We start from the raw sequence: 23,596 nt of genomic DNA on the forward strand, positions 1-23,596 counted from the left end.
ACCGCTTTCCATTAGTAGAGGACGACCGAGCGAATACTCTCGCCACTGTGCATCAAGTCAAACGCTTTATTGATGTCATTGAGCGGCATGGTGTGGGTAATTAAATCATCAATTTTTATCTTGCCCTCCATGTACCAATCGACAATTTTCGGCACATCGGTGCGCCCACGGGCGCCACCAAAGGCAGTACCGCGCCAGCTTCTACCGGTCACTAACTGAAACGGCCGAGTGGAAATTTCTTGCCCCGCCCCTGCGACACCCACAATACAACTTTGGCCCCAGCCTTTGTGACAACACTCTAACGCGTCGCGCATCACTTTAACGTTACCAATACATTCAAAACTGTAATCCACACCACCACCGGTCATTTGCACAATGGCATCCACCAAGTTCGGGTGATCTTTCGGGTTGACGAAATCCGTCATGCCAAATTGCTTGGCAAGGGCAACCTTGGCAGGATTGGTGTCGACACCAATGATGCGCGTCGCGCCGACCATTTTCGCGCCTTGAATCACATTCAAGCCGATACCGCCTAAACCGAATACCGCAACCGTAGAACCCGGCTCTACTTTCATCGTGAAGGCCACGGCACCGATCCCGGTAGTGACGCCACAACCGATGTAACAAACTTTATCAAAAGGTGCATCTGCGCGGATTTTTGCCAAAGCGATTTCAGGCAGTACGGTGTAATTGGAGAAGGTCGAGCAGCCCATGTAATGCAATATAGGCTGGCCATCTAGGGAAAAGCGACTGGTGCCGTCGGGCATTACGCCCTTGCCTTGGGTGGAGCGAATGGCTTGGCACAAATTTGTTTTCGGGTGCAAACAGTAATCGCACTCGCGGCACTCAGGCGTGTACAGCGGAATCACATGGTCGCCTTTTTTAAGGGATTTTACACCCGGCCCCACGTCGACCACCACACCGGCGCCCTCGTGGCCGAGAATGGCGGGAAAGGCGCCCTCCGGGTCATCACCCGACAAGGTAAATGCATCGGTGTGACACACGCCCGTGGCTTTAATTTCCACCAACACTTCGCCCGCCTTAGGGCCTTGTAAATCAACCTCGTGAATCTCAAGTGGCTTTCCAGCACCAAATGCAACAGCGGCACGTGTTTTCATGGGTATTTCCTTTAAATATAACGAAATGAGGCAGCTACCAAGAGCGCAAATCTAACGCCCACCCTAACCAATAGAGACAACAAAATAAAGTTTAATGGGCTGCGTAAACTCGGCGCTGAAATTTATCTGTTTAATTCGGTTAATTATTCGTCAATCATACGAGCCGGCATTACGCCATTTGGCACTAGCTTAGCTCAACCACATTCTGCCAACTAAAAAAATGGATACCCCTATGATTCGCGCCACATCCATCCAGCCGCTTGGCTGGTTGCTCGCAACCTCCTTTGCCGTCATCTTGCCACTGCGTGCCCTGGCCGCCGAAGCGGTGCCAAGCTTTAGCAAAGCCACCCTTGCCCATGCAGAAACCATTCGCCTCGACGCGCCCGAAAACAATCACGCCATGAAAATATTGGAGTCATTAACCACCGAAGTAGGCCCGCGCCTGGCTGGCGGCCCAAATGACGCCCGCGCCGTGGCTTGGGCCAAGGCCAAATTTACCGAGCTTGGCTTTGATCAAGTCTGGCTAGAGCCGGTTAGCTTTCCAACTTGGCAGCGCGGCGTCGAGACAGCCGAAGTGCTTAGCCCCTACCCGCAACCGCTGTCCATCACTGCCCTCGGTAACAGCATTGCGACTCCAATAGATGGATTGACCGCCAACATCATTGAATTCGCCACCCTGGCCGATTTAGAGGCAGCAACAAAAGCCGACGTGACCGGCAAAATTGTTTTCATCAACAAGGCCATGAGCGCCCATATTGACGGCGCCGACTATGGCCCCACCGTGGGCGCACGTAGCCGTGGCGCGAGTGCAGCAGCCAAACTAGGCGCGGTCGGTTTGCTGATTCGATCCATAGGCACCGATCACAACCGTTTAGCACACACAGGCTACAACGGCTATGAAGACGGCGTAGAAAAAATTCCTGCCGCTGCCTTGTCGGTACCCGATGCCATTCTGCTCAGCAATATGCTAAAACGCAGTAAACCTGTGTCGGTAAAAATGAACCTAGGTTCAGGCCCTGGCCCGGAGTACACGTCCTACAACGTCATCGGGCAAATTAATGCCAAAAGGAAAACCAATAAATACGTATTGATTGGTGGCCATTTAGATTCTTGGGATCTCGGCACCGGCGCTATTGATGATGGCGCCGGCTGCGCCGTTACCATGGCGGCAGCGGAATACATTGCCCGTAAAAAATTACCCATCGAGCACAATATTCGCGTGGTGTTATTTGCCAACGAAGAGCAAGGTCTATTTGGCGGCAATCAGTATCGGGATGCCCATAAGGGCGATGTGAAAAACATTATTGCCGCCGCCGAATCAGACTTTGGCCAAGGCCCAGTGTATGCACTCAACTCGCGGGTCAAACCCGAGGCGCTGCCACTGGTGCAGCAAATGCAAAAAGCCATGAGTGGCTTAAATATCCAAGCCGGCCACAACGACGGCAACGGCGGGCCAGATTTAATCGCGCTCGGCGCTGAAGGCGTTGCCCTGTTCGGCCTAGCGCTGGATGGAACCGACTATTTCGACCTGCACCACACCGCCAACGACACCTTCGATAAAGTTGAAGCCAAGCGCTTAAATCAAACCGCAACAAGCTTCGCCATGTTCGCCTTTTTAGCTGCGAACGCACCGAGCGGCTTTGGTTCGGGTGAGTCCTATTTAGTCGAAAAAGCAAAAAGCACAAAACATTAAAACTAACCCGGGCCTTTAGTTAAAAGGCTCGCAATACTCTCCGCGACGGGTATTGATAAAAACGGAGATTATAAACAAGCACGCCAGGCGGAAATGAGCCGGTCGATACTCGACCGGCTCACATCTAAATGCGTCACCAAGCGCATACCTTGATAGCCCGGCGAAATTAAAATGCCCTGGGCTTTTAATGTCGACGCCAGCGCTTGAATAGCCACCGTCTGATCGACATTCAAAAACACAATATTGGTTTGCACGCTGGCCTCATCGCAGCTAACACCCGGCAGGGTATTTAACTGCGCGGCGAGATAGCGCGCGTTGGCGTGATCTTCAACTAGCCGAGACACATTTTCCGCCAGCGCCAATTTACCGGCCGCGGCTAAAATACCGGCCTGGCGCATACCGCCACCTACCATCTTGCGCAAGCGTCGAGCCCGCGCAATAAATTCCTGGCTACCAAACAACAGTGAGCCCACCGGCGCACCCAAGCCCTTCGACAAACATACTGTCATGGAATCAAAGTGCTGGGCAATCTGTGTAACATCAACATCTAATGCCACCGCTGCGTTATACACCCGAGCGCCATCGAGATGCATCGCCAAACCCTGGCGCTCTGCAAAACCGCGCGCCTGCGCTAAATAAGCCATGGGCAACACCTTGCCACCCATGGTATTTTCCAAACTGAGCAACCGGGTTTTGGCAAAGTGGTTGTCGTCGGGCTTAACAGCTTTTGCTAACTTTGCTAGATCCAGACTACCGTCGGCCGAGTTTTCGATCGGCTGTGGCTGAACCGAGCCCAATACGGCCGCACCGCCGGCTTCATATTTATAATTGTGCGCGTCTTGACCACACAGGTATTCATCGCCGCGACCACAATGGCTTAAAATACCGAGTAAATTCGCCTGAGTGCCGGAACTGGTAAACAGCGCGCTGGCAAAGCCATGCCGTTCCGCCGCCCAGGTTTCCAAGTCATTTACCGTTGGATCGTCGCCATAGACATCATCGCCTACTTCTGCCTGCGCCATTACTGTTCGCATTTTTTCACTCGGCCGAGTCACGGTATCTGAGCGGAAGTCGATCATCTAAATTCTCCTTAGGCAAGAAAGCCTCATGCTAACCCAACATCGGAAATTTAGAAAACAAAGCCTTCGCGTATCTGCCAACTTCCAAGCAACAACCAACCGCCAACCAACCACCAAGAACCAAGAGCCAAGAGCCAAGAGCCAAGAGCCAACAACGAACTTCTGAGCCAGACGTAGAGCAAATATCACGATAGGCCAAGTCCAGCCGGCACTCCGAATACAGGAAGCGGATTAAAAACTCAACAACACCGATGCATCAACGGAGGAATTTGGATAGTAAACGGAATCTTCATAGCCCTTTACTTGCACCTTAAACAGCAACGCATCTTTTGCTCGCCACTGGCCAAAGGCTCTTGCACTGGCAATAGGCTCCAAGCTGTCATATTGGTAATCAACACCCAGCCCAAATACCCAGGGTTTATCTTTTGGGCTGGAAATTTCCGAGCCCACATAGCTGTAGCTATCGTATAAATCAGCGTTCACGCCGCCCAGTAAATAGTTATAACCGACGAGAAATAACAGCGATAAGCTTTCGTAATCCTTAATCGCCACAAAATCTAGATACATGTCGCGGGTACCGCTGCCTAGTTGCCGCGCTTCGTCGGCGTTATCGCCATCGTAACCCAAGGTCCACATCCAATAGCCGTTCGTATTAGCGAAAGCGCGCCCATAGCTGGCATAAACATTGACGTCGCCTACGCCTTCTTCGGTATTGTTTTCTTGGCTTAGCGTGGCACAGCGTGCCACCAACCTATCCCGATAAGGCTCCAATCTTGGAGGTAACTCTGTACCGCTCGCAATCAACTCACAATTGCGCTCTTGCTGGGCACTACCGCGAAAATTAAACACACCTTCAACCCGCTGATAAGGCAAGTCAACACCTAGAACCCAATTATCATAAAGCACATAAGGTGATAGCGTTGTCGACCACAAACTCGCGTCGCTGCCACTGTATGTTTGCGTTTGGTAACGAAAACTTAGATCGATGGCAACCTCGGCCGGCCCGCTTTCTGCGCCATGAAGCGCAACAGGCGCAAAAAGCAACACGATCGGAAGCACGCTTCGTGTCAACAAGCGAAATAAAACCATAAATTAAATCCTTGAGCTTACAAAACAGTGATTAACGGGAAAAAGCAAGCATTAACGCCGTTGCCGCGCCCTTTTCTGCATAAGCCGATCGCGCAAAGCCTGGCGCTGCTCAGGCGTGGCCGAGCGCAATCGCTCGCGTAAAGCTGCTCTTTCTTCTGGGCTCATGTCTCTAAGGTTGGATTTCAAATTTTCGCGCTCCGCTTCGGGTAATTGCTGGAACCACTCAAAGCGTTTACGCAAAGCGTCTTGCTCTTCCTGCGGAAGTTGTCGAAAGCGCTCATAGCGTTGTTTTAGCACTTCCCGCCTTTCCGGTGCTAAGCTTTGCCAGCGCTGAAATCTAGCTATCACTCTTTGGCGTTGCTCGCTCGTCATCCCTTGAAATTTTTCCGCCCTATTCAGCAATTGCTGACGCTGTTTTTCATCCAAATTGGACCACTGTTGCGCAAACGGCTGCAACAGCGCCTGTTGTTCAGCGCTTAAAGTTTCAAACCTTTGCGCGCTAGAAAAGGCGCTCATTAACAATAGCCAGGTTAGCAATAGCATCTTAGCAATCACTCGGGCCCCTAAAACACATGGATAGACACTGCGCCTCATAACTCCTCCTCTCCGACTTGAAAGCTAGAGCTATCGCGCCCTTGATCGGCCTTTTCAGTTTCATCATTCATCGTTGTTACATCTTCCGTCGATCCTTCCTGCACCACAGCATCTTGTCGCTGCATCAGTTGATCGAGATCCTCTGGGTCAAAAACGCTACCGTTACTGTCGCCATACTGGCTAAACCACAACCAAAATTCAGCTTGCTGAATCACCGGGTTAACATCTGGCTCGATGGTTTCGGCATTCAAGCGCACCAGCGGTAAAACACTCACCGCACTCAACAAAGCTACCCAGCGATTCATCGATTTAGAGCGCACGCATTTCTCGCTCTGCCAAGTCCTCGACCGCCCACAATAAGTCCATGGTTTCCAGCAGCTCGGGCTCAACATCGTACAGACTATGGGCGTCCAAGCTCGGCTCTATAGGCGCGTGAGTAGGTACTGTTAAACTCGGCAAAATAACAATCGCCAAGAGTGCGGCCGCCAAGGCCGGCCAATAAACTACAGGGCTAAACACACGCCAAGTGGGCCGCTTGGGCTCCGGTTGCGGCGCCAAGGCCGCACGCCGCGCGGCGGCAAGTTTCGCACTGAGCTCGGGCTCTAACTGCTCGACATTTTTATCTAATTGTTTGCAAACTTGATGGGTAAACTTTTCAGCCATCACCCTAGCTCCTGTAAATTCGAACGCAGCGTTTGTAGTGCACGAAAATAATGGGTTTTAATACTGCCTTCACTGCAACCCATGATGTCCGCCGTACTGGCCACATCATAGCCCTCCCAAGCGCGCAGCAAAAACGTTTGCTGTTGGCGTAAAGGCAAGCTTTCGATCGCCGCCATCACCTTTTCCATGTTCATCGCCAGCACCCAACTATCTTCGGGCTCCTCAATACTCGGCGCCGCAAGGGTTAAACTGATATCTTCTTCATCCAGCGCCGTCGGCTGCCAAAACCAACGTCGTTGTTTTGATTGATCCCTGTGCCATTGGGCAATTTTGTGTTGCAAAATCCGATGAAACAAAGGCCCCCACTCACCCGATGGCTTACCTCGGTAGTACTGCACCAGTTTCAGCATGCTGTCTTGTACAATATCGAGCGCGTCGCTCTCTTGTTTAGTGGCGAAAAGCGCCATGCGAAAGGCACGGCGCTCCACGCTCGCTAAAAAGCTATCCAAGTTCTGCGGCTCAACCAACCCTAACTCCCTACCTCGAGATATCTCGGTACACTAAACGCCGCCGCAACTTGGTGCAAGTGCATCGCGCTACCCAACGCGTTTGTTATTGGCCAGACCTATCAGTACTCACCTCAACCGTACGCGTGGTCGATTCACCCTCCGCGTTTACGCGGGTAATTTCTTTGCTCACTACACCTTCGTCCCTATCTACCGTTGCCACCACAGAGCGAGATTGGGTTTCGCCTGCACCGTTGGTGCGCTCACTGCTTCTGATGTAACCCGTCTCGGTTTTTTGTTTAACGCTAGAGGAAGAAAAACTGTCGCCGGCAAAGTTTTGACCCGAGCTGATTCGCGTGACCGATTGATTTTCCGCATCGCGAGTAACCTGCACATCCCGATTCGCCATCTGTCCATCGGCGTTGATACGGCTACTGCTACTGGTAAAACCATTGTCAGTTTTCTGCTTGACCGAACTAGCGCTGTAGCTGCCGCCATCAAAATTTTGCCCTGTGGTTGTACGGCTTATGGTTTGCGATTCGATATCGCGGCTGACTTCAGTGCTGCGCGATGCAACCTCGCCATCGGCATTGGTGCGCGTCGCGTTTCGGGTATAGCCTGAATCGGTCTTTTGCACCACGGCGCTGCCACTGTAATTTGAGCCATCGAAACGCTGGCCGGTGGTGTCACGCGTAAGACTTTGCGACTCCGCATCTCTCGTCACCACCGTGTCGCGGCCCGCCACCTGACCTTGCGCATTAGTCGCCCTGGTGCTGCGGGTAAAACCAGTGTCCGTTTTCGCTCTGCTGATCTCCCGGCTAACTGCGCGCGACTCGCCATTGGCGCGCATCGCACTTTGGCGCTGCACCCTATCAACCCGATGTTGCTGACTGCTAGCCCGCTCGGTAACGGACGACGCGTTTCTATCGGCTAAACTCAGTGCGGGAACAAGTGTTAACATTGCCAAGGTTAAGAGCTTCATCTTCATTGTTATATCCTTTAGTAGACTCGGTGTTAATGTATTTACACTGTCTACAACGGGCCTGTAGCCATTTGGTTGACACGGCCTAGAATATTTTTTTGCCCGAATGGGCCAAACGCGGCCTATGCTATAGCGCTAGGCATCATGAGCGCTTGCAGCTTGTAGGGGGCGGCCATCCGCCTTGCAGCTTGCAGCTTGTAGGGGGCGGCCATCCGCCTTGCAGCTTGCAGCGATCATAACCCCACCTAGCCTCTTGGCAACCCAGCCAATACTCGCCATTATCATCCAACCTGCCCGGCGACACGTAGAATCGCCACTAACCATCAGGAAACCCACTATGACAGCAAAACTATTGGCCAGCGCCACATTATTGATCTCAGCCGCCACGCACGGCGCCTGCCCAGACTTCCTCAACCAAGACTATCGCAAGCTGCACAGTACGGAATCTATTAATTTATGCGAGGCATTCGAAGGTAAAAACCTGTTGATTGTGAATACCGCAAGTCACTGTGGTTTTACACCCCAATTCAAGGCACTCGAAGCCGTGTATCAACAATACAAAGATCAAAATTTTGCGGTGATTGGCTTTGCCAGTGATGACTTTAAACAAGAAGACGCCAAAGAGGCCAAAGCCGCCGAAATTTGCTACATCAACTACGGTGTTACCTTTACCATGCTCGCGCCCACAGCGGTAACAGGCGCCGATGCCAACCCGACCTTCAAAGCCTTGGCGGCTGCAACGGAAGCGCCGGGCTGGAACTTCAATAAGTATGTGGTCAGCGCTGACGGCAAACAGATCAGCTACTTTGGTAGTCGCGTGAAGCCCGATGATGTAAAACTCACTCGGGCCATTGATGCCTTGGCAGCACCGTAGACGATAAAATAGTTTACTAATCAGGAACGCAGCTTTACGTGTATTGAAAAGCTGCGTTTATCATGATGACTGGGCCAGCATTGCGCCGAACCATTTTACAGTACTTCCATCTTTTCAAAGAGCAGCCAACATTAAGCGCCGCCACAGGAACCACAGCACACGTCCACACCATGGGCTTGTTTCGCGCCTACATCGTCAAACTGGGCACTAGATTCTGGTGTTTCGAACAGAATATTATTTTCAAGATGAATGTGCTGCTTTAAATCGTCGACAAAAGCTTGCAAACCCGCAAATAGCGCGCGCCAGGTATTGCAGGCGCCCTTGGGCAAGGTTATGTTATCAGTTAGCGCATAAAGCTTATCCAAAGCGCGAGCGTGATCGTCATGTTCGTGGCGCATCACACGAATGGGCCCCTGTGCCACGACGCGCTGGCCGGTCTTAAGCATAGGAAACAAAATTTGTTCTTCTTTTTGCATGTGACTGTTAAGCTCTTCGTCCATCAGCATTAAGTGCAACGCTAAACCATTTGGACATTCGGGCTTATCGCCGTGCACATGCTCAACGCGATTAGCCAAGCGAATAAGTTCGGTGAGCTGCTCGCGGTGTACGTCGTGGTAACGGGTGAGAATATGATCAATCAGCTCTGCTTCTGATGCGCTCGACCAATCCTTTTCATCGCTGCCGCGCGCAGCCAAGCTATCTAAGGCCGTGATAACTTGCACCTGATCGAGATTGTGTTCAGCTAGCGCTTGCTTAAGCTTAATGTTACCACCGCAGCAAAAATCTAAACCTAGTTGATTAAACAGAGCGGTTGCACCGGGAATTTGGCGAGCTAATTGGCCGACAGTTTTTTCGAGTAAGGGCATGGCATTTACCTGCTGAGTGTTTTACAAAGATGTAAATTAAAAGAATCTTTTAGACCAGTGTACGCCCGCTTTGCGCGGGCGACATCTAGCCAAGGGGGTTAGGCTTTCTACCTATTTATCAGTAGTCGTGGCGCTATCGCATTGACCGCAACAAATACCTTCCCGTGCCAAGGAATCAGGGCTAGCTTCACACCAAGCTTCGGTTAATCCGTGCGCTGCTGTAGGGCGAGGCCAGAGAGCAATCCACACCTGCCACGCCAAGGCTAAAGCGCCAACAATAAACACCACGTCGCCAAAGGTGCGAACCCAACGCAAGGTCACCAAAAGATCTGACTGCATAAAAGATTCACTGCGGGCATACCAAAACCCTTCTTGCGCGCTGGCGATAAACTGGATGATGCCAACCGGTAATAAGCTGGTAAACAACATCAACGCCAAGCCCACATTTAGCCACCAGAAAGCGGTTTTCATGAGCCTTTCACTAAACATCAAGCTGGGCCGAATATAGCGCAAAATCAACAAACAGAACCCAAGTGCAAGGAAGCCATAAACGCCGAATAACGCTGCGTGTGCATGAGTCGCCGTGGTGTTAAGGCCTTGAATATAATAGAGCGCAACGGGCGGATTAATAGAAAAGCCCAACACCCCTGCGCCCAACATATTCCAAAAGGCTACAGCCACGAAAAACATCACAGGCCATTTTAAATTGGCCATCCACGGTGCACGCTGTTGCAACTTCCAATGTTCCCACGCTTCGTGCCCAAGCAATATTAAAGGCACCACTTCAAGCGCTGAAAAGACCGCACCTACTGCCATAACCGGTGTTGTTGTGCCAGAAAAATACAAGTGGTGAAACGTTCCCGGCACACCACCTAACATGAACAAGGATGCCGAACCTAAAGAGGCCACAGTCGCTAAACGTTTAGAAACTAATCCTAGTGAACAAAAAATAAAAGCGAGCGCTGTAGTGGCAAACACCTCGAAGAAGCCTTCCACCCACAGGTGTACAATCCACCAACGCCAGTATTCCATGACCGAAAGGTGTGTGCGTTCGCCATAGAAAAACCCAGCGCCATAAAACAAGCCAATAGCGGCTACAGATGCCGTCAGTAAGGCCAGTAAGTTTTTGTCACCGGGCTGACGGAGAGCCGGAATTACGCCACGCAACATCAACACCAACCACAGGACAATGCCGGTAAATTTTCCTATCTGCCATAGACGGCCTAAGTCCACGTATTCATAACCTTGATGACCGAGCCAGAAATTAAGCTCTGGTGGTAACCATTGGGCTATAGCCAGATAGCTGCCTATAAAAGTACCGCCCACAACCACAACCAACGCCCAGAATAAAATATCGACACCGAGTTTTTGATATTTGGGATCGCGACCGCCATTAATAATGGGCGCGAGAAACAGCCCTGCGGCTAAGAAGCCCGTGGCAATCCAAAACATGGCGGCTTGGATATGCCAGGTACGAGTCAAGCTGTAAGGTAGCCACTTGGACGTCTCTATGCCATAAAAGCTTTGCCCTTCAACGGTGTAGTGAGCGGTAAACCCACCAAGAAATACTTGCAAAACAAACAGCCCCATCACCACCAGCACATATTTGCCTAAGGCCTTTTGTGAAGGTGTGAGTTGAATGAGGCTCAAAGGGTCGTCCGCTGGCGCCGCTGGCTCGACCTCGTCTTCACGTTTCATAAACGCCCAAGCCCACACCAAACTGCCAATACCAGCGATCAGCAAAACCACACTCACCACCGACCAAACGATATTTTCCGCGGTAGGTTTATTGCCAATGAGCGGTTCATGTGGCCAGTTATTAGTATAGGTAGCGCCACTAGGTTCGCGTTCGGTTGCGGCGGCCCAAGCGGTCCAGAAAAAGAATTCCGTCATTCGTTTGCGCCGCTCTGGATCGGGCAACGTTTGCTCTTTCATGGCATAGCTAGCGCGGGTTTGCTGTAACTCAGGGCTGCCGCCGAAAAGACGGTGATAATAATCAGCCGTTTGCTTCATGGCCGCCAAGCGTCTAGCGGAGATGATGAGGGTGCCGGTTGCGACGTCATAGCTATTGTGGCGATAAGCCTTTTGCAACCAGCTGCTCACCAACGCTTTCTGGTCGTCATTCAGCTCTTGATAAGCCATGCCCCACTCATCTAACGCGGCAAGTTCACGCCACGCCACGAGCTCGCGATGTAGCCAGTCTGCTGTCCAATCTGGCGCTTGGTAGGCGCCGTGCCCCCAAATGGAACCTAACTGCATACCGCCAACGGATTGCCAAGCACTCTGGCCATCCAATATGTGTTCTCGGTTGCTGAATAGCTCGCCACTAGCCGTCATGACCTGCTCAGGAATTGGCGGAGCGGCCCGATACACTTCTCGGCCAAAATAGCCAAGAACTCCGAAAGTAAGCGCCAGAATGCCAATAAGCGTCCACCATAGTCGGTAGTAGCTCGCCGTATTTCCTGTCGTTGTGTGCATAGTTAATATCTCCAAGGTCATCGCATACCGTTCATTCTTTAAGATGCATTAAATATGCATCTTTTAAAATACTAGCGCATCCCCCATAAACATGTAAACTAAATACATCTTTATTAATGTAAATATTTAATGCCTATGCACGTAACCCGATTTACCGACTATGCCTTGCGCGTGCTCATGTACCTCGCAGCGCGCGAAAACAGGATGTGTACCATTGGCGAAATTGCTGGTGCCTATGGCATATCTAAAAATCATTTGATGAAGGTGGTGCAAGAGTTGAGCGCCCAGAACCTTGTTGAAGCCACCCGCGGGAAGAATGGCGGCCTAATGCTCGGTAAGCCCAGTAGTGAAATTTCAGTGGGTGCCCTAGTGCGAAGCATGGAACAAGGCATTGCCTTGGTGGAATGTTTTGGCGATAGCAATGCTTGTGTGATTACCCCCGCTTGCCAACTAAAACACGCCTTCAATGAGGCGCTCGAGGCGTTTTTTCAGTCTTTGGATAGATACACATTGACCGATTTGGTACCCAACAAGCGTTACACGGAGCTGCAACAGTTATTAGCAATTCCGGTCTAGTGTGCACTTAAAAAAATTAACCCTAGGCAGCCATTGGGATGACTCAGTACGGCTGCTAGATACACCTCAGTAGCCGCCAAACTTTTTAGCTATAGTAAGCCATAAATCGATGGAATGAAGTTAAGTGCGGCTCAGTATTCGGCATGAGAAAGCCATAAAGAAACGCTCCTAAACTCTCCCGCGGCATTCACGCTAAGGTTTGATATTTCACAATGCAAGGATGACCGACCAGTCGTATAAGTAATTGATTCTGGACGGATCAGCCAAGCCTGACTAGCCTGCTATCTCATAATTGTCGATGGATGTCGTGCAATTCGCGCCGTAGATTTCAGCCGCCGGCTGTGCCTTAACTCCCCTGCGACGCCCCATTGTTCAGTAGTCTTCCTGCAGTTTCGACGGCCTAATAACTTAGCGCATGGGGAAGACAATGAGAGCATTCTTAATCGCTGCTTTATGCAATTTATTTCTATTAATGTTACCAATACACCAAGCCGCTGCAGAACCGGGTGACTACGGGTTTTGGACGACATTAGGAAACTTGATCAAACCGGAAAAGGCCAATGACCCCGTCTCATTTGCCGAAACCCAAGGCATGTACCCACTCAATCAACCCGTGTCCGGATTTAATGATGGTTTCTCGCCAGGTAGTTACGATAAATGGCAAAAGGTCGACGTACCCATCAGCACCGGCGCCATGTGCGGCAACGGCTCGCCGTTTAAATTTTTCGTTTATCGTGTGCCAGATACCAACAATACGATTTTCTATTTTGAAGGTGGTGGCGCCTGCTGGGATTATGCCAGTTGTTCAGGTCAAACCGGCATTCGAGGCGCGCGCAACCCCAACGGCATTCCCAATAACTATGTGCAAAACATAAACTTATTGGATTTCCAAAACTCCGCCAATTTAGGTACAGCGGCGGCAACACCGCTTATCTATACCCATCACCCCTACAACCAATTTAAAACCGGCGAGTGGAACATTGTTTATGTGCCCTACTGCACCGGCGACATCTACGTGGGCGACAAAACGGCAGTCTATGAAGATCCCGCCGGTGAAAACCCGCCCTTGGTTTGGCATCATAATGGTTTACGCAATGTTCAAGCCGTGACCTCGTGGGTGAAAAACAATTTAAAAAAGCCGACACAACTAGCGATAGCTGGATGTAGCGCCGGCAGCATTGGTGCCCTACTCAACTACTCTAAAATGCGCGCCCATTTCGACAGTAACTACGGTTATTTGGTGGATGATTCAGGCCCCATTTTTAACGCCCCGCTGTCCAGCAACGACACCAACAGCTACCCGTCACAACCACTACACCGAGAGGTACTTAACTCCTGGACCATGTTCAGCGCAGGCGGTGATCCCGCAGCGGAAAACCCCATCAATATGTTAGATCAGATCACACCAGGGTTCGAGTCTGACCGGCTGGCGAGTTTGTACGCTGGCTTATCGGCAAAATTTCCCAGCGATAGATTGGGTATGACGCATTTTTTAGCCGATGGAAATTTCAGCTCCTATTCCTACGAACGCTTTTATAGCGATATTGAAAATGACCCGAACGCGGCATCGAAACTGGCGAAACTACGCGCCAAATGGCAGCAAGATACCGCCGACAACTTGATTCCACTCTTGGCCAGCACGGGTAATTGGAGTTACTACTTCCCCATGTATCGGGATTTTAACGAGAGCCACTGCACCTCGGTGCTCGATTTCCGCTACGGCGAAATCGAAGAGTTGGGTTTATCCTTGTACGACTTTATGAACAACGTGGTCAATTATCGAGGCGGTGCTCCGCTGCGCGCGGTGGAAACCGATGCGAGTTCCGACTTTATCAACAATCACGATTGGTTTTACGATTTGATCGACGGTCTATTGTAGAAAGCAAGGGCTGGCGGTATCCCGCTGGCCCTAGTTTTCAGCTCCTTCGCCATAGGCAGCCATGCGTGCGGCCAACAGTTTTTCTCTTAAGTAGGCTTCGCGAGTTAAACCCCTTGGAAAAGTTTCCATCTGGTTAACGGCCCGAATTATATCAAGCTCCTGCGCCTTGTAGCTTTTAAATTCTGGCGTATTTTCAGGATTGTATTGCGCGGCAGCTACTTGTGACTTTTCTTGATACTGCGCCAACAGGTCTTTTGCTTTTGCCTCAAACGCAGCGCGGTCGGTGCTATTTTTCTCCAGCCAGGCCATTTTCAGATGCAGTGCTTCAAAGCCAAGCACCCCACCCTCGGCTTCTAACGCCTCTATCTGCAACCAAACAGCCTTGGCCTCGTTCGTATCATTATCAGGGTTGTTAAAATAGTCTTGCAGCGCTTGTTTATCTGTTTGACGTTTTAGATACTGCTGAACCCTGTCATGGTTTAACAACAATTGCTGTTGTAAATTTTCCTGGTCAGACGTAGGGGCATCATCTGCTGTATGCCTGCTATTACTTGCGACAGGCTCATGGTGCGCAACGGGTGAATAGGAGGGTTTAAACAAGAACCAAGTGCCGGCGATTAAAGCCAAAAACAAACCTATTCCAAACCCTATTTTGTACATAGTACTTTTCCCCAGCGGCGGCTAACAAGCAACTATTATAGTTCACTAAATGCAGACAGGTACTCTCTGACAGCGCGCTACAGCCGACAATTCAGCATTAACCAATACTCAATAAACCACAGCATTGGCCATTTAAACATTAATTAAAGCAACAACTAACGATAAAGTATGAGCTCTACCTACTAAACTAACAAATTCTATTTAGTACTGCTAAGATGATGACCACCGCCTCTGACTTATAGAACGACCTAACCACCCAGATTGCTGCGCGTGCACTTACAAAACGCATCATTTTAAAACACATTAAACGCCCCTTAACTATCCATTACATAGCGCGAATTAAGACATACTTAACATCAATAACCGCGCGGTACTTTACAGTTATTTTTTACGATTACGCTTACAAACACTCCAACTCGAAGGACAAGAAAAATGATATGCGTACTTTTCTTCATCAGCGTTTTCTTGCTTATCTATATTGGTGTCAGCACCCTAACTGCCGCCGCGCTCTTAACCTGTGCCACCCTGCTGGGCCTATACCTGGGCGGCTGGCAATTTTCCAGTGTTTTGGCGGGCGGGCTAATGTTAGCGATAGCCTACACCCTCCTGTTTCCGAACCCCTGGCGAAAAAGAATACTCAGTGCGCCGTTACTCGCTTGGCTTAAAGGTCGGCTGCCCAAACTTTCAGACACAGAATCCGAGGCATTAAAATCTGGCAATGTCGATTGGGACGGCGAATTATTTTCCGGCCGGCCAAACTGGAACAAACTTTTGGCATCAGTGCCAGCTCGCTTGTCCGCAGAAGAGCGGGCATTTATTGATGGCCCGGTTGAAGAACTGTGCGCCATGCTAGATGACTGGAAAATTACCCAGGAAATATTTGACCTACCTGAAAACGTTTGGGCGTTCATTCGCGACAAGGGTTTTTTTGGGCTAATGATCCCAACAGAAAGAGGCGGCAAAGGCTTTTCCCATTCAGCACACTCCGAAATTGTCATGAAGATTTCGACCCGAAGCGTATCCGCCGCCGTAACCGTTATGGTACCCAACTCACTCGGCCCCGGTGAACTGTTGATGGAGTACGGAACAGATCAACAAAAAGAATTTTACCTGCCCCGTCTTGCACAGGGTAAAGAGACCCCCTGCTTTGCACTCACCTCGCCGGTGGCAGGCTCGGATGCGGGCGCGATTCCGGATAAAGGCATCATTTGTCGCGGCACCTGGCAAGGCAAAGAAGTTCTGGGGTTGAACGTTACCTGGAATAAACGCTACATCACACTCGCACCCGTGGCCACGTTGATTGGCTTAGCCATCAAAGTTTACGACCCGGACAAAATATTAGGTAACGCAACTGACATTGGCGTGACCTGCGTACTTATTCCCCGCACTACCGAAGGTGTCAACAGCGGCGCCCGCCATCTGCCGATGAATACGGTATTTATGAATGGGCCTACTTGGGGCACAAACGTATTTATACCAATGGATCAAGTCATCGGCGGCCAAGCCATGCTCGGTAAGGGCTGGACCATGCTGTTGGAATGCCTGTCTATTGGGCGCTCCATCTCCTTGCCGGCACTAGGCGCTGGCGCCGGTAAACTCGCGTGCTTGGCAAGCGGTTCATACGCCTTCACCCGAGAGCAGTTTGGTCGCTCGATCAGCCAATTCGAAGGCGTACAGGAAGCACTGGAACCCATGGCCGGCTTCACCTATATGATGGATGCCGCGCGACTACTAACAGCGGGTATGCTCGATCGCGGCATTCGACCCGCCGTACCCTCGGCGTTGCTTAAATACCGCAACACAGATCTCATGCGCAAGGTCATCAACCACGCCATGGACGTAACCGCCGGCCGCGGTGTCATTACCGGGCCGCGTAACTTTCTGGCAAACGCCTATCAGGCTGTGCCCATCGCCATCACCGTCGAAGGCGCAAATATTTTAACCCGCAGCTTAATGGTATTTGGCCAAGGCGCGATACGTTGCCACCCGTTTATCGGCGCAGAAATTGAAGCCGCGGGCTTAGAAGATAAAACCGCAGCCGTTGAAAAATTTGACGCCCTCTTCTATCGACACCTCGCACACACCAGTCGAAATGCTCTGCGAACCTTTGCTCTGGGTCTTACTAACGGCTTGCTACAACCGGCAATTAGAAAAGGCGGAATTGGCAAATACTACCGACAACTCAGTCGATTTTCGTCGGCCTTTGCTGTCATAACGGATATTACACTCATCTCCATTGGCGGCGGCCTAAAGGCACGGCAACGGCTGTCCGGCAGAATGGCAGACTGCTTAACCCACCTCTACTATGCCTCTGCAGTGATTAAATTTTGGCACGAAGAAAATTATGCCGAAGATCAGCGCCCACTTGTTGAATGGTGTTTGCAAACCTGCCTTAGCGATCTTCAAAAATCACTTTACTCGGTGGCCTGCAACTTTCCGGTTTCGGCTTTGCGCTGGCCGATGCGTGCACTTATTTTTCCGTGGGGTGCGCCAAACCTGCGCGGACCAGATGATAAGCTGGCTGCGCAAGTAGCCATGACTATCGTCAACGACTCGCCGATACGAGAGCGCCTCAGTAGAGGCTGCTACATAAACCCCGCACCGAAAGACGTTTTAGGGCGCGTGTTAAATGCCTATCGTCTGGCGAATGAAACCCAAGCAATGCGCGACCGCCTACACCAGGCGCTAGCCAAATCAGACGCTGAAAACCTAGGCGACATCTCCCTACGCATGGGCCATGAGCAGCAAGCTTTAGTCGATTGGGCCTGCGCCCAAAAGGTCATCACGCAAGCCGAATCCGAAAAACTATTGGAAGCCTTAACAGCCCTCTATGACGCACTCAGGGTTGATGCCTTTGATCAAGACGAACTTAGAAAAATGGCCGAATGTTCGGTTGGCACACGAAAAGTGGTGGAGCGCCCGGCGGATAAAAAGGGGGCGGAGGGATAAAAAGAAATTATCGCCCGAAGCATGGTGCGCTCTGCTAACAAACAAAGGCCCAAGGATGGGCTATGTCCAGTTTAACCAGGACAGCCACGCTAATAAAACACTACCATCCGCCACAATGCAATTCATGCTAACTGGCTGTAAGCGACATGCTATTTTGCGCGTGTAACTAATTCAAAACCGCTACCGGTGATCAGGGATGACTCAAGCTAACCGGACACCCACACTAATAACTTATTATTAGATCAAGGGCTAGATGACGACATCCAAATTATATGGTTTTACGATGGATGCCTCTGTAATTTCCGTAAGGCTGGACGCCACACCCCATCCGCGACCGCAAAAAAGGCGCGGCCAGCGAGGCCCCTAGGTTTTCACATGTGCAAGCTTTTACATCGCAAAGAGCTTCAAACTTAGTAGCTGGATGGACTTGTAGCAGCCTAGGGGCTGAAACAACCCTGCGGGCGCCTGCCGGCGGTCTAAAATGCTGGCGCATTTTGTCGAACCCGAGGGGCTCTTGATGCACAGGGACGTGCGAATGTCGCGAAGGCAGGACGCCGAGAGCGACCATCCCCATCCGCGGCCATACAAAACAAAAAGGCCCCATGCTTTCACATGGGGCCTTTTTGTTTTGTATGGCGCGCTTGAAGGGATTCGAACCCCTGACCGCCTGGTTCGTAGCCAGGTACTCTATCCAGCTGAGCTACAAGCGCGTGTTCCGACGTGTCGTCTGGAGGCGCGTATAATATGGATGCCCCCCAATTGAGTCAAGCCCTTTATTACGAAAAATAGTAATTTTATTCAAAGGCTTAGCGCTCGGCACTGGGTTGCTTAATAAAGCATCCATTTGCCGTTTATTTGTCTGACCCTTGCGCCCTTATGGTCTTTGTGACACTATCGTGCATACACCAGTCTAGGGGCTGCAGCGCAGTTCAGAAACAGGTAGCATCCCAATAACGATAATTAAAACAGAAGCGAGTGCATGGATAAGCCGAGCATCTTTATAGTGATGGGCGTCTCGGGCTGTGGCAAGTCTAGCCTTGGCGCAGCATTAGCTGAGGCCCTAGCTATCCCCTTCTATGAAGGCGATGAGTTCCACCCTCAGAGCAACATCAATAAGATGGCCGAAGGCATCCCGCTACAAGACGCGGATAGATGGCCGTGGTTAATGGCACTTCGAGACGTCATTAAATCCCACTTAAAACAAAAACACGCCATGGTACTCAGCTGCTCGGCATTGAAACGTAGTTACCGCGATTTGCTAGGCCGCGAACCTGCCGTTATCTACATCTGCTTACAACTAGACCAAAATGCTTTGCATAACCGCGTTGACACCCGCACAAACCATTTCATGCCATCGAGTTTAGTGCTCTCCCAACTGCAGGCGCTTGAGCTGCCACAGCAGGACGAACGCTCAATCACATTGGATGCCACCCAGCCACTCGCTAAGCTCGTGCAAACAATATTCGAATCGCTGGAAACCAAGATGTGTGGGGCCTCCGCATGAATCCGCTAATTTCCGGCCTTATTATCGCGATAGCTTGTGGCACCTTAGCGCTTGCTGCTGGCCCGGCCAAAAATACCGAGCAAAAGCCCTTAACCGCAGAAGTTGTGCACTGGTGGACCTCCGGCGGAGAGTCGGCGGCTATTCGTATCGTCGCCGATGATTTCAATCGCCGTGGCGGGCATTGGGTAGATACCGCCATTGCCGGCGGCTCAGCGGCGAGAACCACCGTTATCAACCGAATCTTAGGCGGCTCGCCTCCGACGGCCATGCAGTTCATTACCGGCAAAGAATTGGATGACCTAATTCATGCGCGCATGGTTAATCACATCGACGGCGTCGCCAAGCGCAATCACTGGGATAAGGTATTACCACCGCTTTTGGTTAGCAGCGTCACAAGAGAAGGTAAGTTTTATGCCATTCCGGTTAACATTCACGGCGCCAATTGGCTTTTTTACAATAAAAAGCTGTTCAACAAGCTAGGGCTTTCCGAGCCCCGCTCTTGGGATGATTTTTTTCACGCCGCCCGCGTATTAAGAAAGAATGGCTATATCCCGCTAGCCTTTGGCGGCCAAGCTTGGCAAGAGCGAACCACCTTCCTAAACGTGCTACTCAGTTACGGTGGTAAGGAGCTCTATCTCGATGCCCTCTCCAATCAACGCCCCGGTGCCATCACCAGCCCGGAAATGGAGAACGTGTTTAGAGCCTTCGCCCGGCTTAGAGATTTCGTCGACGCAGGCAGCCCAGGCAGAAACTGGAATGACGCCACCAACATGGTGATTACTGGCAGAGCCGGCATGCAATTCATGGGCGACTGGGCCAAAGGTGAATTTCTCGCCGCGGGCATGGTGGCCGAGCGCGATTACGGGTGTGTGTTAAATTTAGGCAATCAACCGCTGTTGATGGTGGGTGGCGACGCCTTTGGCTTTTCCCGCTCGGACGACCCCAACGTTATCGCCGCGCAGGAACTGTTGGCGGAAACACTCATGAACCGCAACACCCAATTGGCCTTTAATCAAGCGAAAGGTTCACTGCCCTCGCGAACCGATGTGGACCCCCAACAGTTAGATGCCTGCAGCCAAAAAGGCCTCAAGGCGCTGCGCGATCCGGCCAAGCAGGTGCCCGATGTTGTTATGCTCATGACGCCAGACCAAAAAGGCTTACTCACAGATATTGTGACTGAGTTTTGGAACAGGCCCTCCATGACACCCGAAGAGGCGACCGAAAAATTAGCCGCCGCGCTAGCTGCGGTCATTTAGCCATGGGAAAAATACGACCGAGAAGAATTAACCCCGGCGCTGCCGCCCTCTCCCCCGCCATGCTAATTGTGCTAGTGGTATTCGTTTTCTGTGTTCTCTATTCACTAGCGCTGTCGCTAACGGACTCGAAGCTCGTACCTACCTACAATTTTGTCGAATTTAAACAGTATGCGCGGCTATTCGTCTCCTCGCGCTGGATGACTTCGCTGCAAAATTTAATGGTTTTCGGCGTGGTCTACATTTTGGGTTGCCTAACGTTAGGGCTGTTACTTGCTATAGCGCTCGATCAAAAAATCCGCGGCGAAAATGTTTTCCGAACCATCTTTCTATACCCTCACGCACTGTCCTATGTGGTGACAGGGCTAGCCTGGCAATGGTTTATGAACCCAACCTTTGGCTTGCAGGAAATTGTCCGAAGCTTCGGCTTTGCCTCATTCACCTTTGATTGGCTAGTCAATAGCGACACAGTCATTTTTGCCATTATCATCGCGGCGCTTTGGCAAGGCAGTGGTTTCATCATGGCGTTATTGCTCGCTAGCCTAAGAGGCGTAGATCAGGAAATATGGAAAGCAGCAAAGATTGATGGCATTCCAACTTGGCGCACCTATTTACATATTGTACTGCCCTCGATAACACCGATGATTACCTTCTGCGTCGTGCTGCTAGCAGTTTCCGTGGTGAAAAGCTACGACCTAGTGGTTGCCATGACCGCAGGCGGCCCTGGCATAGCCAGTGAGCTACCAGCCAAGTTCGTGGTCGACAACTTATTCGAACGCAACAACATTGGTCTGGCCATGGCCGGTGCCGGCATGCTGTTAGTGTCGGTAATTTGCGCGGCTACCCCGCTATTGGTTTTACAGCTGTTGCGGAGTAAAAATCCGTGAGAAATAATAACTCGCTTATCTTTCCAAATGTAGGTCGCATCGGCCTCTATTTTTTTCTATTTATTGCCGCCTTATATTTTTTGATTCCGCTGTATCTCATTTTGGTAACGTCCTTTAAATCTATGGCGGAAATACGTTGGGCTAACATCTTAAGCCTGCCACAAGAAATCAATTTCGAGTACTGGCAACACGCCTGGTCGGCAAGCTGTACCGGCTTAGACTGCCAAGGCTTACAGGTTGGCTTTTGGAACTCCGTGCGCATACTCATTCCTAGCGTGGTCATCTCGGTTTTATTTGGCGCGTTAAATGGTTACGCCATGAGTTTTTGGCGGCCGAAAGGCGCTAACCTACTGATGATAGCGCTTATTTGCGGCGCGTTCATTCCCTATCAAGTCATGCTCTACCCGCTGGTGAGAATCACCAACACACTGAATATCTATGGTTCACTTACGGGCATAGTTACCATTCATGTCATATTCAGCCTACCCATGACCACACTCATATTCCGCAACTACTACTTAACACTGCCAATGGAACTCTTCAAAGCAGCACGCGTAGATGGAGCGGGTTTTTGCCGAATATTTATATCCATTGTATTGCCGCTCTCGGTACCGATTATCGCCGTAGCAACTATTCTACAGGTCACAAATATTTGGAACGACTTTCTCTTAGGCATGATTTTCGCCGGTAAAGAAAATTTACCTATGACGGTACAATTAAATAACATCGTCAACTCTCAGCTTAGCGAGCGCACCTATAACATCGACATGGCGGCAACCCTATTAACCGCTGCCGTCCCGCTAGCGGTCTACTTTTTATCCGGAAAATATTTTGTTCGCGGCATTGCCTCCGGCGCCGTGAAAGGTTAACTCATGAATAATACTGTTATCGTCAAAAACTTAAAAATAGAACGCGATCACACCACCGTTATCAAAGACTTATCACTAACCGTTGATAATGGTGAATTCGTTGTATTACTTGGCCCTTCCGGGTGTGGAAAATCCACCTTATTAAATGCGATAGCAGGCCTGCTCAATGTGAGTTCTGGCAGCATTAGTATCAGCGATCGGGACGTCACCCACGCCGAACCAAAAGACCGCGGCTTAGCCATGGTTTTTCAGTCTTATGCACTCTACCCGACCATGACAGCATACGAAAACCTAGCCTTTGCTCTGAAGGTCGCTGGCGCGAAGAAAGCCGAAATAACGGCACGTGTAAAAGAAACGGCGAACACCTTACAGATAGAATCACTGCTTGATAGAAAGCCCCATCAGCTTTCCGGCGGCCAGCGACAGCGGGTCGCCATAGGCCGTGCACTGGTGCGACAAAAAGGTGTTTTACTGTTTGATGAACCGCTCTCAAACCTAGATACAAAACTTAGAACCGAATTGCGGCTAGAAATAAAACGCCTGCATCATAAGTTCAATAACACGCTTATCTATGTCACCCACGATCAAGTGGAAGCCATGACACTGGCCGATCGAATTGCCGTGATGCACGCAGGCGACATAGAACAAATTGGCAGCCCGATGGATATTTATCACAACCCACAAACTCGATTTGTGGCTGAGTTTATCGGATCGCCAGCAATGAATTTTATCCAGGGTCATATTGAGCTAGGCGACGCTAAAATCGAGTTTGTGTGCGAAACATTGCGCTTGGACATTAGTAACTACCAAGCAAAACAACCGTTAACACAAGGCCAAGCCGTTTGCTTTGGCATCCGCCCTGAGGCATTAACGGTAGGTAAAAAAAGCGGTCCTTACGAACTCGATCTGATCGAACAAATGGGCGCCGACTGCGTGGTTTGGTGCCATGGCTTAAATCACCACTGGGTGGCCAAGGCTCACGGTGACTTCACTGCCGAGGTTGGAGCGGCTTTAGACATAGATTTCGACTGCCAACAAATTTCACTATTCGACCCAGTAAACGGTCAACGCCTGTAA

The 23,596-nt window shown here is 50.7% G+C and carries 21 protein-coding genes and 1 tRNA gene; 10 read left to right on the top strand and 12 right to left on the bottom strand.

The window, feature by feature from the left end; translation table 11 throughout:
- Positions 1-11 precede the first annotated feature (11 nt).
- Positions 12-1,118, bottom strand: a complete 1,107-nt coding sequence (locus tag QWY82_RS15090; RefSeq protein ID WP_290264018.1) for an S-(hydroxymethyl)glutathione dehydrogenase/class III alcohol dehydrogenase — start codon at positions 1,116-1,118, stop codon at positions 12-14.
- A 232-nt stretch (positions 1,119-1,350) separates the two neighbouring features.
- Between QWY82_RS15090 and QWY82_RS15095 the strand changes: the two genes are divergently transcribed.
- Positions 1,351-2,811, top strand: a complete 1,461-nt coding sequence (locus QWY82_RS15095; protein ID WP_290264020.1) for a M28 family peptidase — start codon at positions 1,351-1,353, stop codon at positions 2,809-2,811.
- Positions 2,812-2,879: 68 nt separating this feature from the next.
- Here the strand turns inward: QWY82_RS15095 and ltaE are convergent, their stop codons facing one another.
- The 7 genes from ltaE to QWY82_RS15130 all read right to left on the bottom strand — a co-directional run bounded on the left by ltaE (position 2,880) and on the right by QWY82_RS15130 (position 7,730).
- The gene (ltaE, locus tag QWY82_RS15100) at positions 2,880-3,890 is read right to left on the bottom strand and encodes a low-specificity L-threonine aldolase (RefSeq protein WP_290264023.1); all 1,011 of its coding nucleotides are present in this window, start codon (positions 3,888-3,890) and stop codon (positions 2,880-2,882) included.
- Positions 3,891-4,121: 231 nt separating this feature from the next.
- Positions 4,122-4,979 carry a hypothetical protein gene (locus QWY82_RS15105; RefSeq protein ID WP_290264026.1) on the bottom strand — a complete coding sequence of 286 codons (858 nt, stop codon included), beginning with the start codon at positions 4,977-4,979 and terminating at the stop codon, positions 4,122-4,124.
- Positions 4,980-5,030: 51 nt separating this feature from the next.
- Entirely contained in the window at positions 5,031-5,534 is a 504-nt protein-coding gene (locus QWY82_RS15110) for a DUF3106 domain-containing protein (protein WP_290264028.1), read from the bottom strand.
- 35 nt (positions 5,535-5,569) lie between these two features.
- Positions 5,570-5,893, bottom strand: a complete 324-nt coding sequence (locus QWY82_RS15115) for a hypothetical protein (RefSeq protein ID WP_290264030.1) — start codon at positions 5,891-5,893, stop codon at positions 5,570-5,572.
- On the bottom strand, positions 5,883-6,236 hold the full coding sequence (locus tag QWY82_RS15120) for a DUF3619 family protein (protein WP_290264033.1): 354 nt from the start codon (positions 6,234-6,236) through the stop codon (positions 5,883-5,885). Before QWY82_RS15120 ends, QWY82_RS15115 begins: the two co-directional genes overlap by 11 nt.
- Positions 6,236-6,763, bottom strand: a complete 528-nt coding sequence (locus QWY82_RS15125; RefSeq protein WP_290264036.1) for an RNA polymerase sigma factor — start codon at positions 6,761-6,763, stop codon at positions 6,236-6,238. Before QWY82_RS15125 ends, QWY82_RS15120 begins: the two co-directional genes overlap by 1 nt.
- Positions 6,764-6,848: 85 nt before the next feature.
- Positions 6,849-7,730 carry a hypothetical protein gene (locus tag QWY82_RS15130; protein WP_290264038.1) on the bottom strand — a complete coding sequence of 294 codons (882 nt, stop codon included), beginning with the start codon at positions 7,728-7,730 and terminating at the stop codon, positions 6,849-6,851.
- A gap of 331 nt (positions 7,731-8,061) precedes the next feature.
- On the opposite strand from QWY82_RS15130, the gene QWY82_RS15135 reads away from it, so the two are divergent.
- Positions 8,062-8,598: a glutathione peroxidase gene (locus tag QWY82_RS15135; RefSeq protein WP_290264040.1), complete on the top strand. Its 537-nt coding sequence runs from the start codon at positions 8,062-8,064 to the stop codon at positions 8,596-8,598.
- A gap of 131 nt (positions 8,599-8,729) precedes the next feature.
- On the opposite strand, the gene ytfE is transcribed toward QWY82_RS15135, so the two are convergent.
- Both ytfE and QWY82_RS15145 read right to left on the bottom strand, forming a co-directional pair.
- Positions 8,730-9,464, bottom strand: coding sequence for an iron-sulfur cluster repair protein YtfE (ytfE, locus tag QWY82_RS15140; protein ID WP_290264042.1), 735 nt, complete (start codon positions 9,462-9,464; stop codon positions 8,730-8,732).
- 111 nt (positions 9,465-9,575) lie between these two features.
- Entirely contained in the window at positions 9,576-11,942 is a 2,367-nt protein-coding gene (locus QWY82_RS15145) for a nitric-oxide reductase large subunit (RefSeq protein WP_290264045.1), read from the bottom strand.
- Positions 11,943-12,071: 129 nt separating this feature from the next.
- Between QWY82_RS15145 and QWY82_RS15150 the strand changes: the two genes are divergently transcribed.
- Both QWY82_RS15150 and QWY82_RS15155 read left to right on the top strand, forming a co-directional pair.
- Complete coding sequence (locus QWY82_RS15150; RefSeq protein ID WP_290264046.1) at positions 12,072-12,518, top strand: RrF2 family transcriptional regulator; 447 nt, start codon at positions 12,072-12,074, stop codon at positions 12,516-12,518.
- A gap of 427 nt (positions 12,519-12,945) precedes the next feature.
- Positions 12,946-14,397 (top strand): pectin acetylesterase-family hydrolase, encoded by a 1,452-nt coding sequence (locus QWY82_RS15155; RefSeq protein WP_290264049.1) that lies wholly within the window; start codon positions 12,946-12,948, stop codon positions 14,395-14,397.
- 30 nt (positions 14,398-14,427) lie between these two features.
- Here QWY82_RS15155 and QWY82_RS15160 read toward each other — a convergent pair whose 3' ends face one another.
- Positions 14,428-15,057 carry a hypothetical protein gene (locus QWY82_RS15160; RefSeq protein WP_290264052.1) on the bottom strand — a complete coding sequence of 210 codons (630 nt, stop codon included), beginning with the start codon at positions 15,055-15,057 and terminating at the stop codon, positions 14,428-14,430.
- A gap of 432 nt (positions 15,058-15,489) precedes the next feature.
- Here QWY82_RS15160 and QWY82_RS15165 point away from each other — a divergent pair, with 432 nt between their 5' ends.
- Complete coding sequence (locus QWY82_RS15165; RefSeq protein ID WP_290264055.1) at positions 15,490-18,006, top strand: acyl-CoA dehydrogenase; 2,517 nt, start codon at positions 15,490-15,492, stop codon at positions 18,004-18,006.
- A gap of 633 nt (positions 18,007-18,639) precedes the next feature.
- Here QWY82_RS15165 and QWY82_RS15170 read toward each other — a convergent pair.
- Positions 18,640-18,716: transfer RNA gene (locus QWY82_RS15170), tRNA-Arg, on the bottom strand.
- Between the two features lie 269 nt (positions 18,717-18,985).
- Here QWY82_RS15170 and QWY82_RS15175 point away from each other — a divergent pair.
- Genes QWY82_RS15175 through QWY82_RS15195 form a run of 5 tightly spaced genes read left to right on the top strand, consistent with a single transcriptional unit; the run spans position 18,986 to position 23,596 of the window.
- Entirely contained in the window at positions 18,986-19,510 is a 525-nt protein-coding gene (locus QWY82_RS15175) for a gluconokinase (RefSeq protein ID WP_290264056.1), read from the top strand.
- A complete protein-coding gene (locus tag QWY82_RS15180) occupies positions 19,507-20,766 on the top strand; it encodes an ABC transporter substrate-binding protein (protein ID WP_290264058.1) in 1,260 nt (419 codons plus the stop codon). Before QWY82_RS15175 ends, QWY82_RS15180 begins: the two co-directional genes overlap by 4 nt.
- A gap of 2 nt (positions 20,767-20,768) precedes the next feature.
- Positions 20,769-21,650, top strand: a complete 882-nt coding sequence (locus QWY82_RS15185) for a carbohydrate ABC transporter permease (RefSeq protein WP_290264061.1) — start codon at positions 20,769-20,771, stop codon at positions 21,648-21,650.
- Positions 21,647-22,519 carry a carbohydrate ABC transporter permease gene (locus QWY82_RS15190; protein ID WP_290264063.1) on the top strand — a complete coding sequence of 291 codons (873 nt, stop codon included), beginning with the start codon at positions 21,647-21,649 and terminating at the stop codon, positions 22,517-22,519. Before QWY82_RS15185 ends, QWY82_RS15190 begins: the two co-directional genes overlap by 4 nt.
- 3 nt (positions 22,520-22,522) lie before the next feature.
- Positions 22,523-23,596 (top strand): ABC transporter ATP-binding protein, encoded by a 1,074-nt coding sequence (locus tag QWY82_RS15195; protein WP_290264064.1) that lies wholly within the window; start codon positions 22,523-22,525, stop codon positions 23,594-23,596.

Origin of the sequence: Simiduia curdlanivorans, from assembly GCF_030409605.1 — a bacterium.
GTDB lineage: Bacteria > Pseudomonadota > Gammaproteobacteria > Pseudomonadales > Cellvibrionaceae > Simiduia > Simiduia curdlanivorans.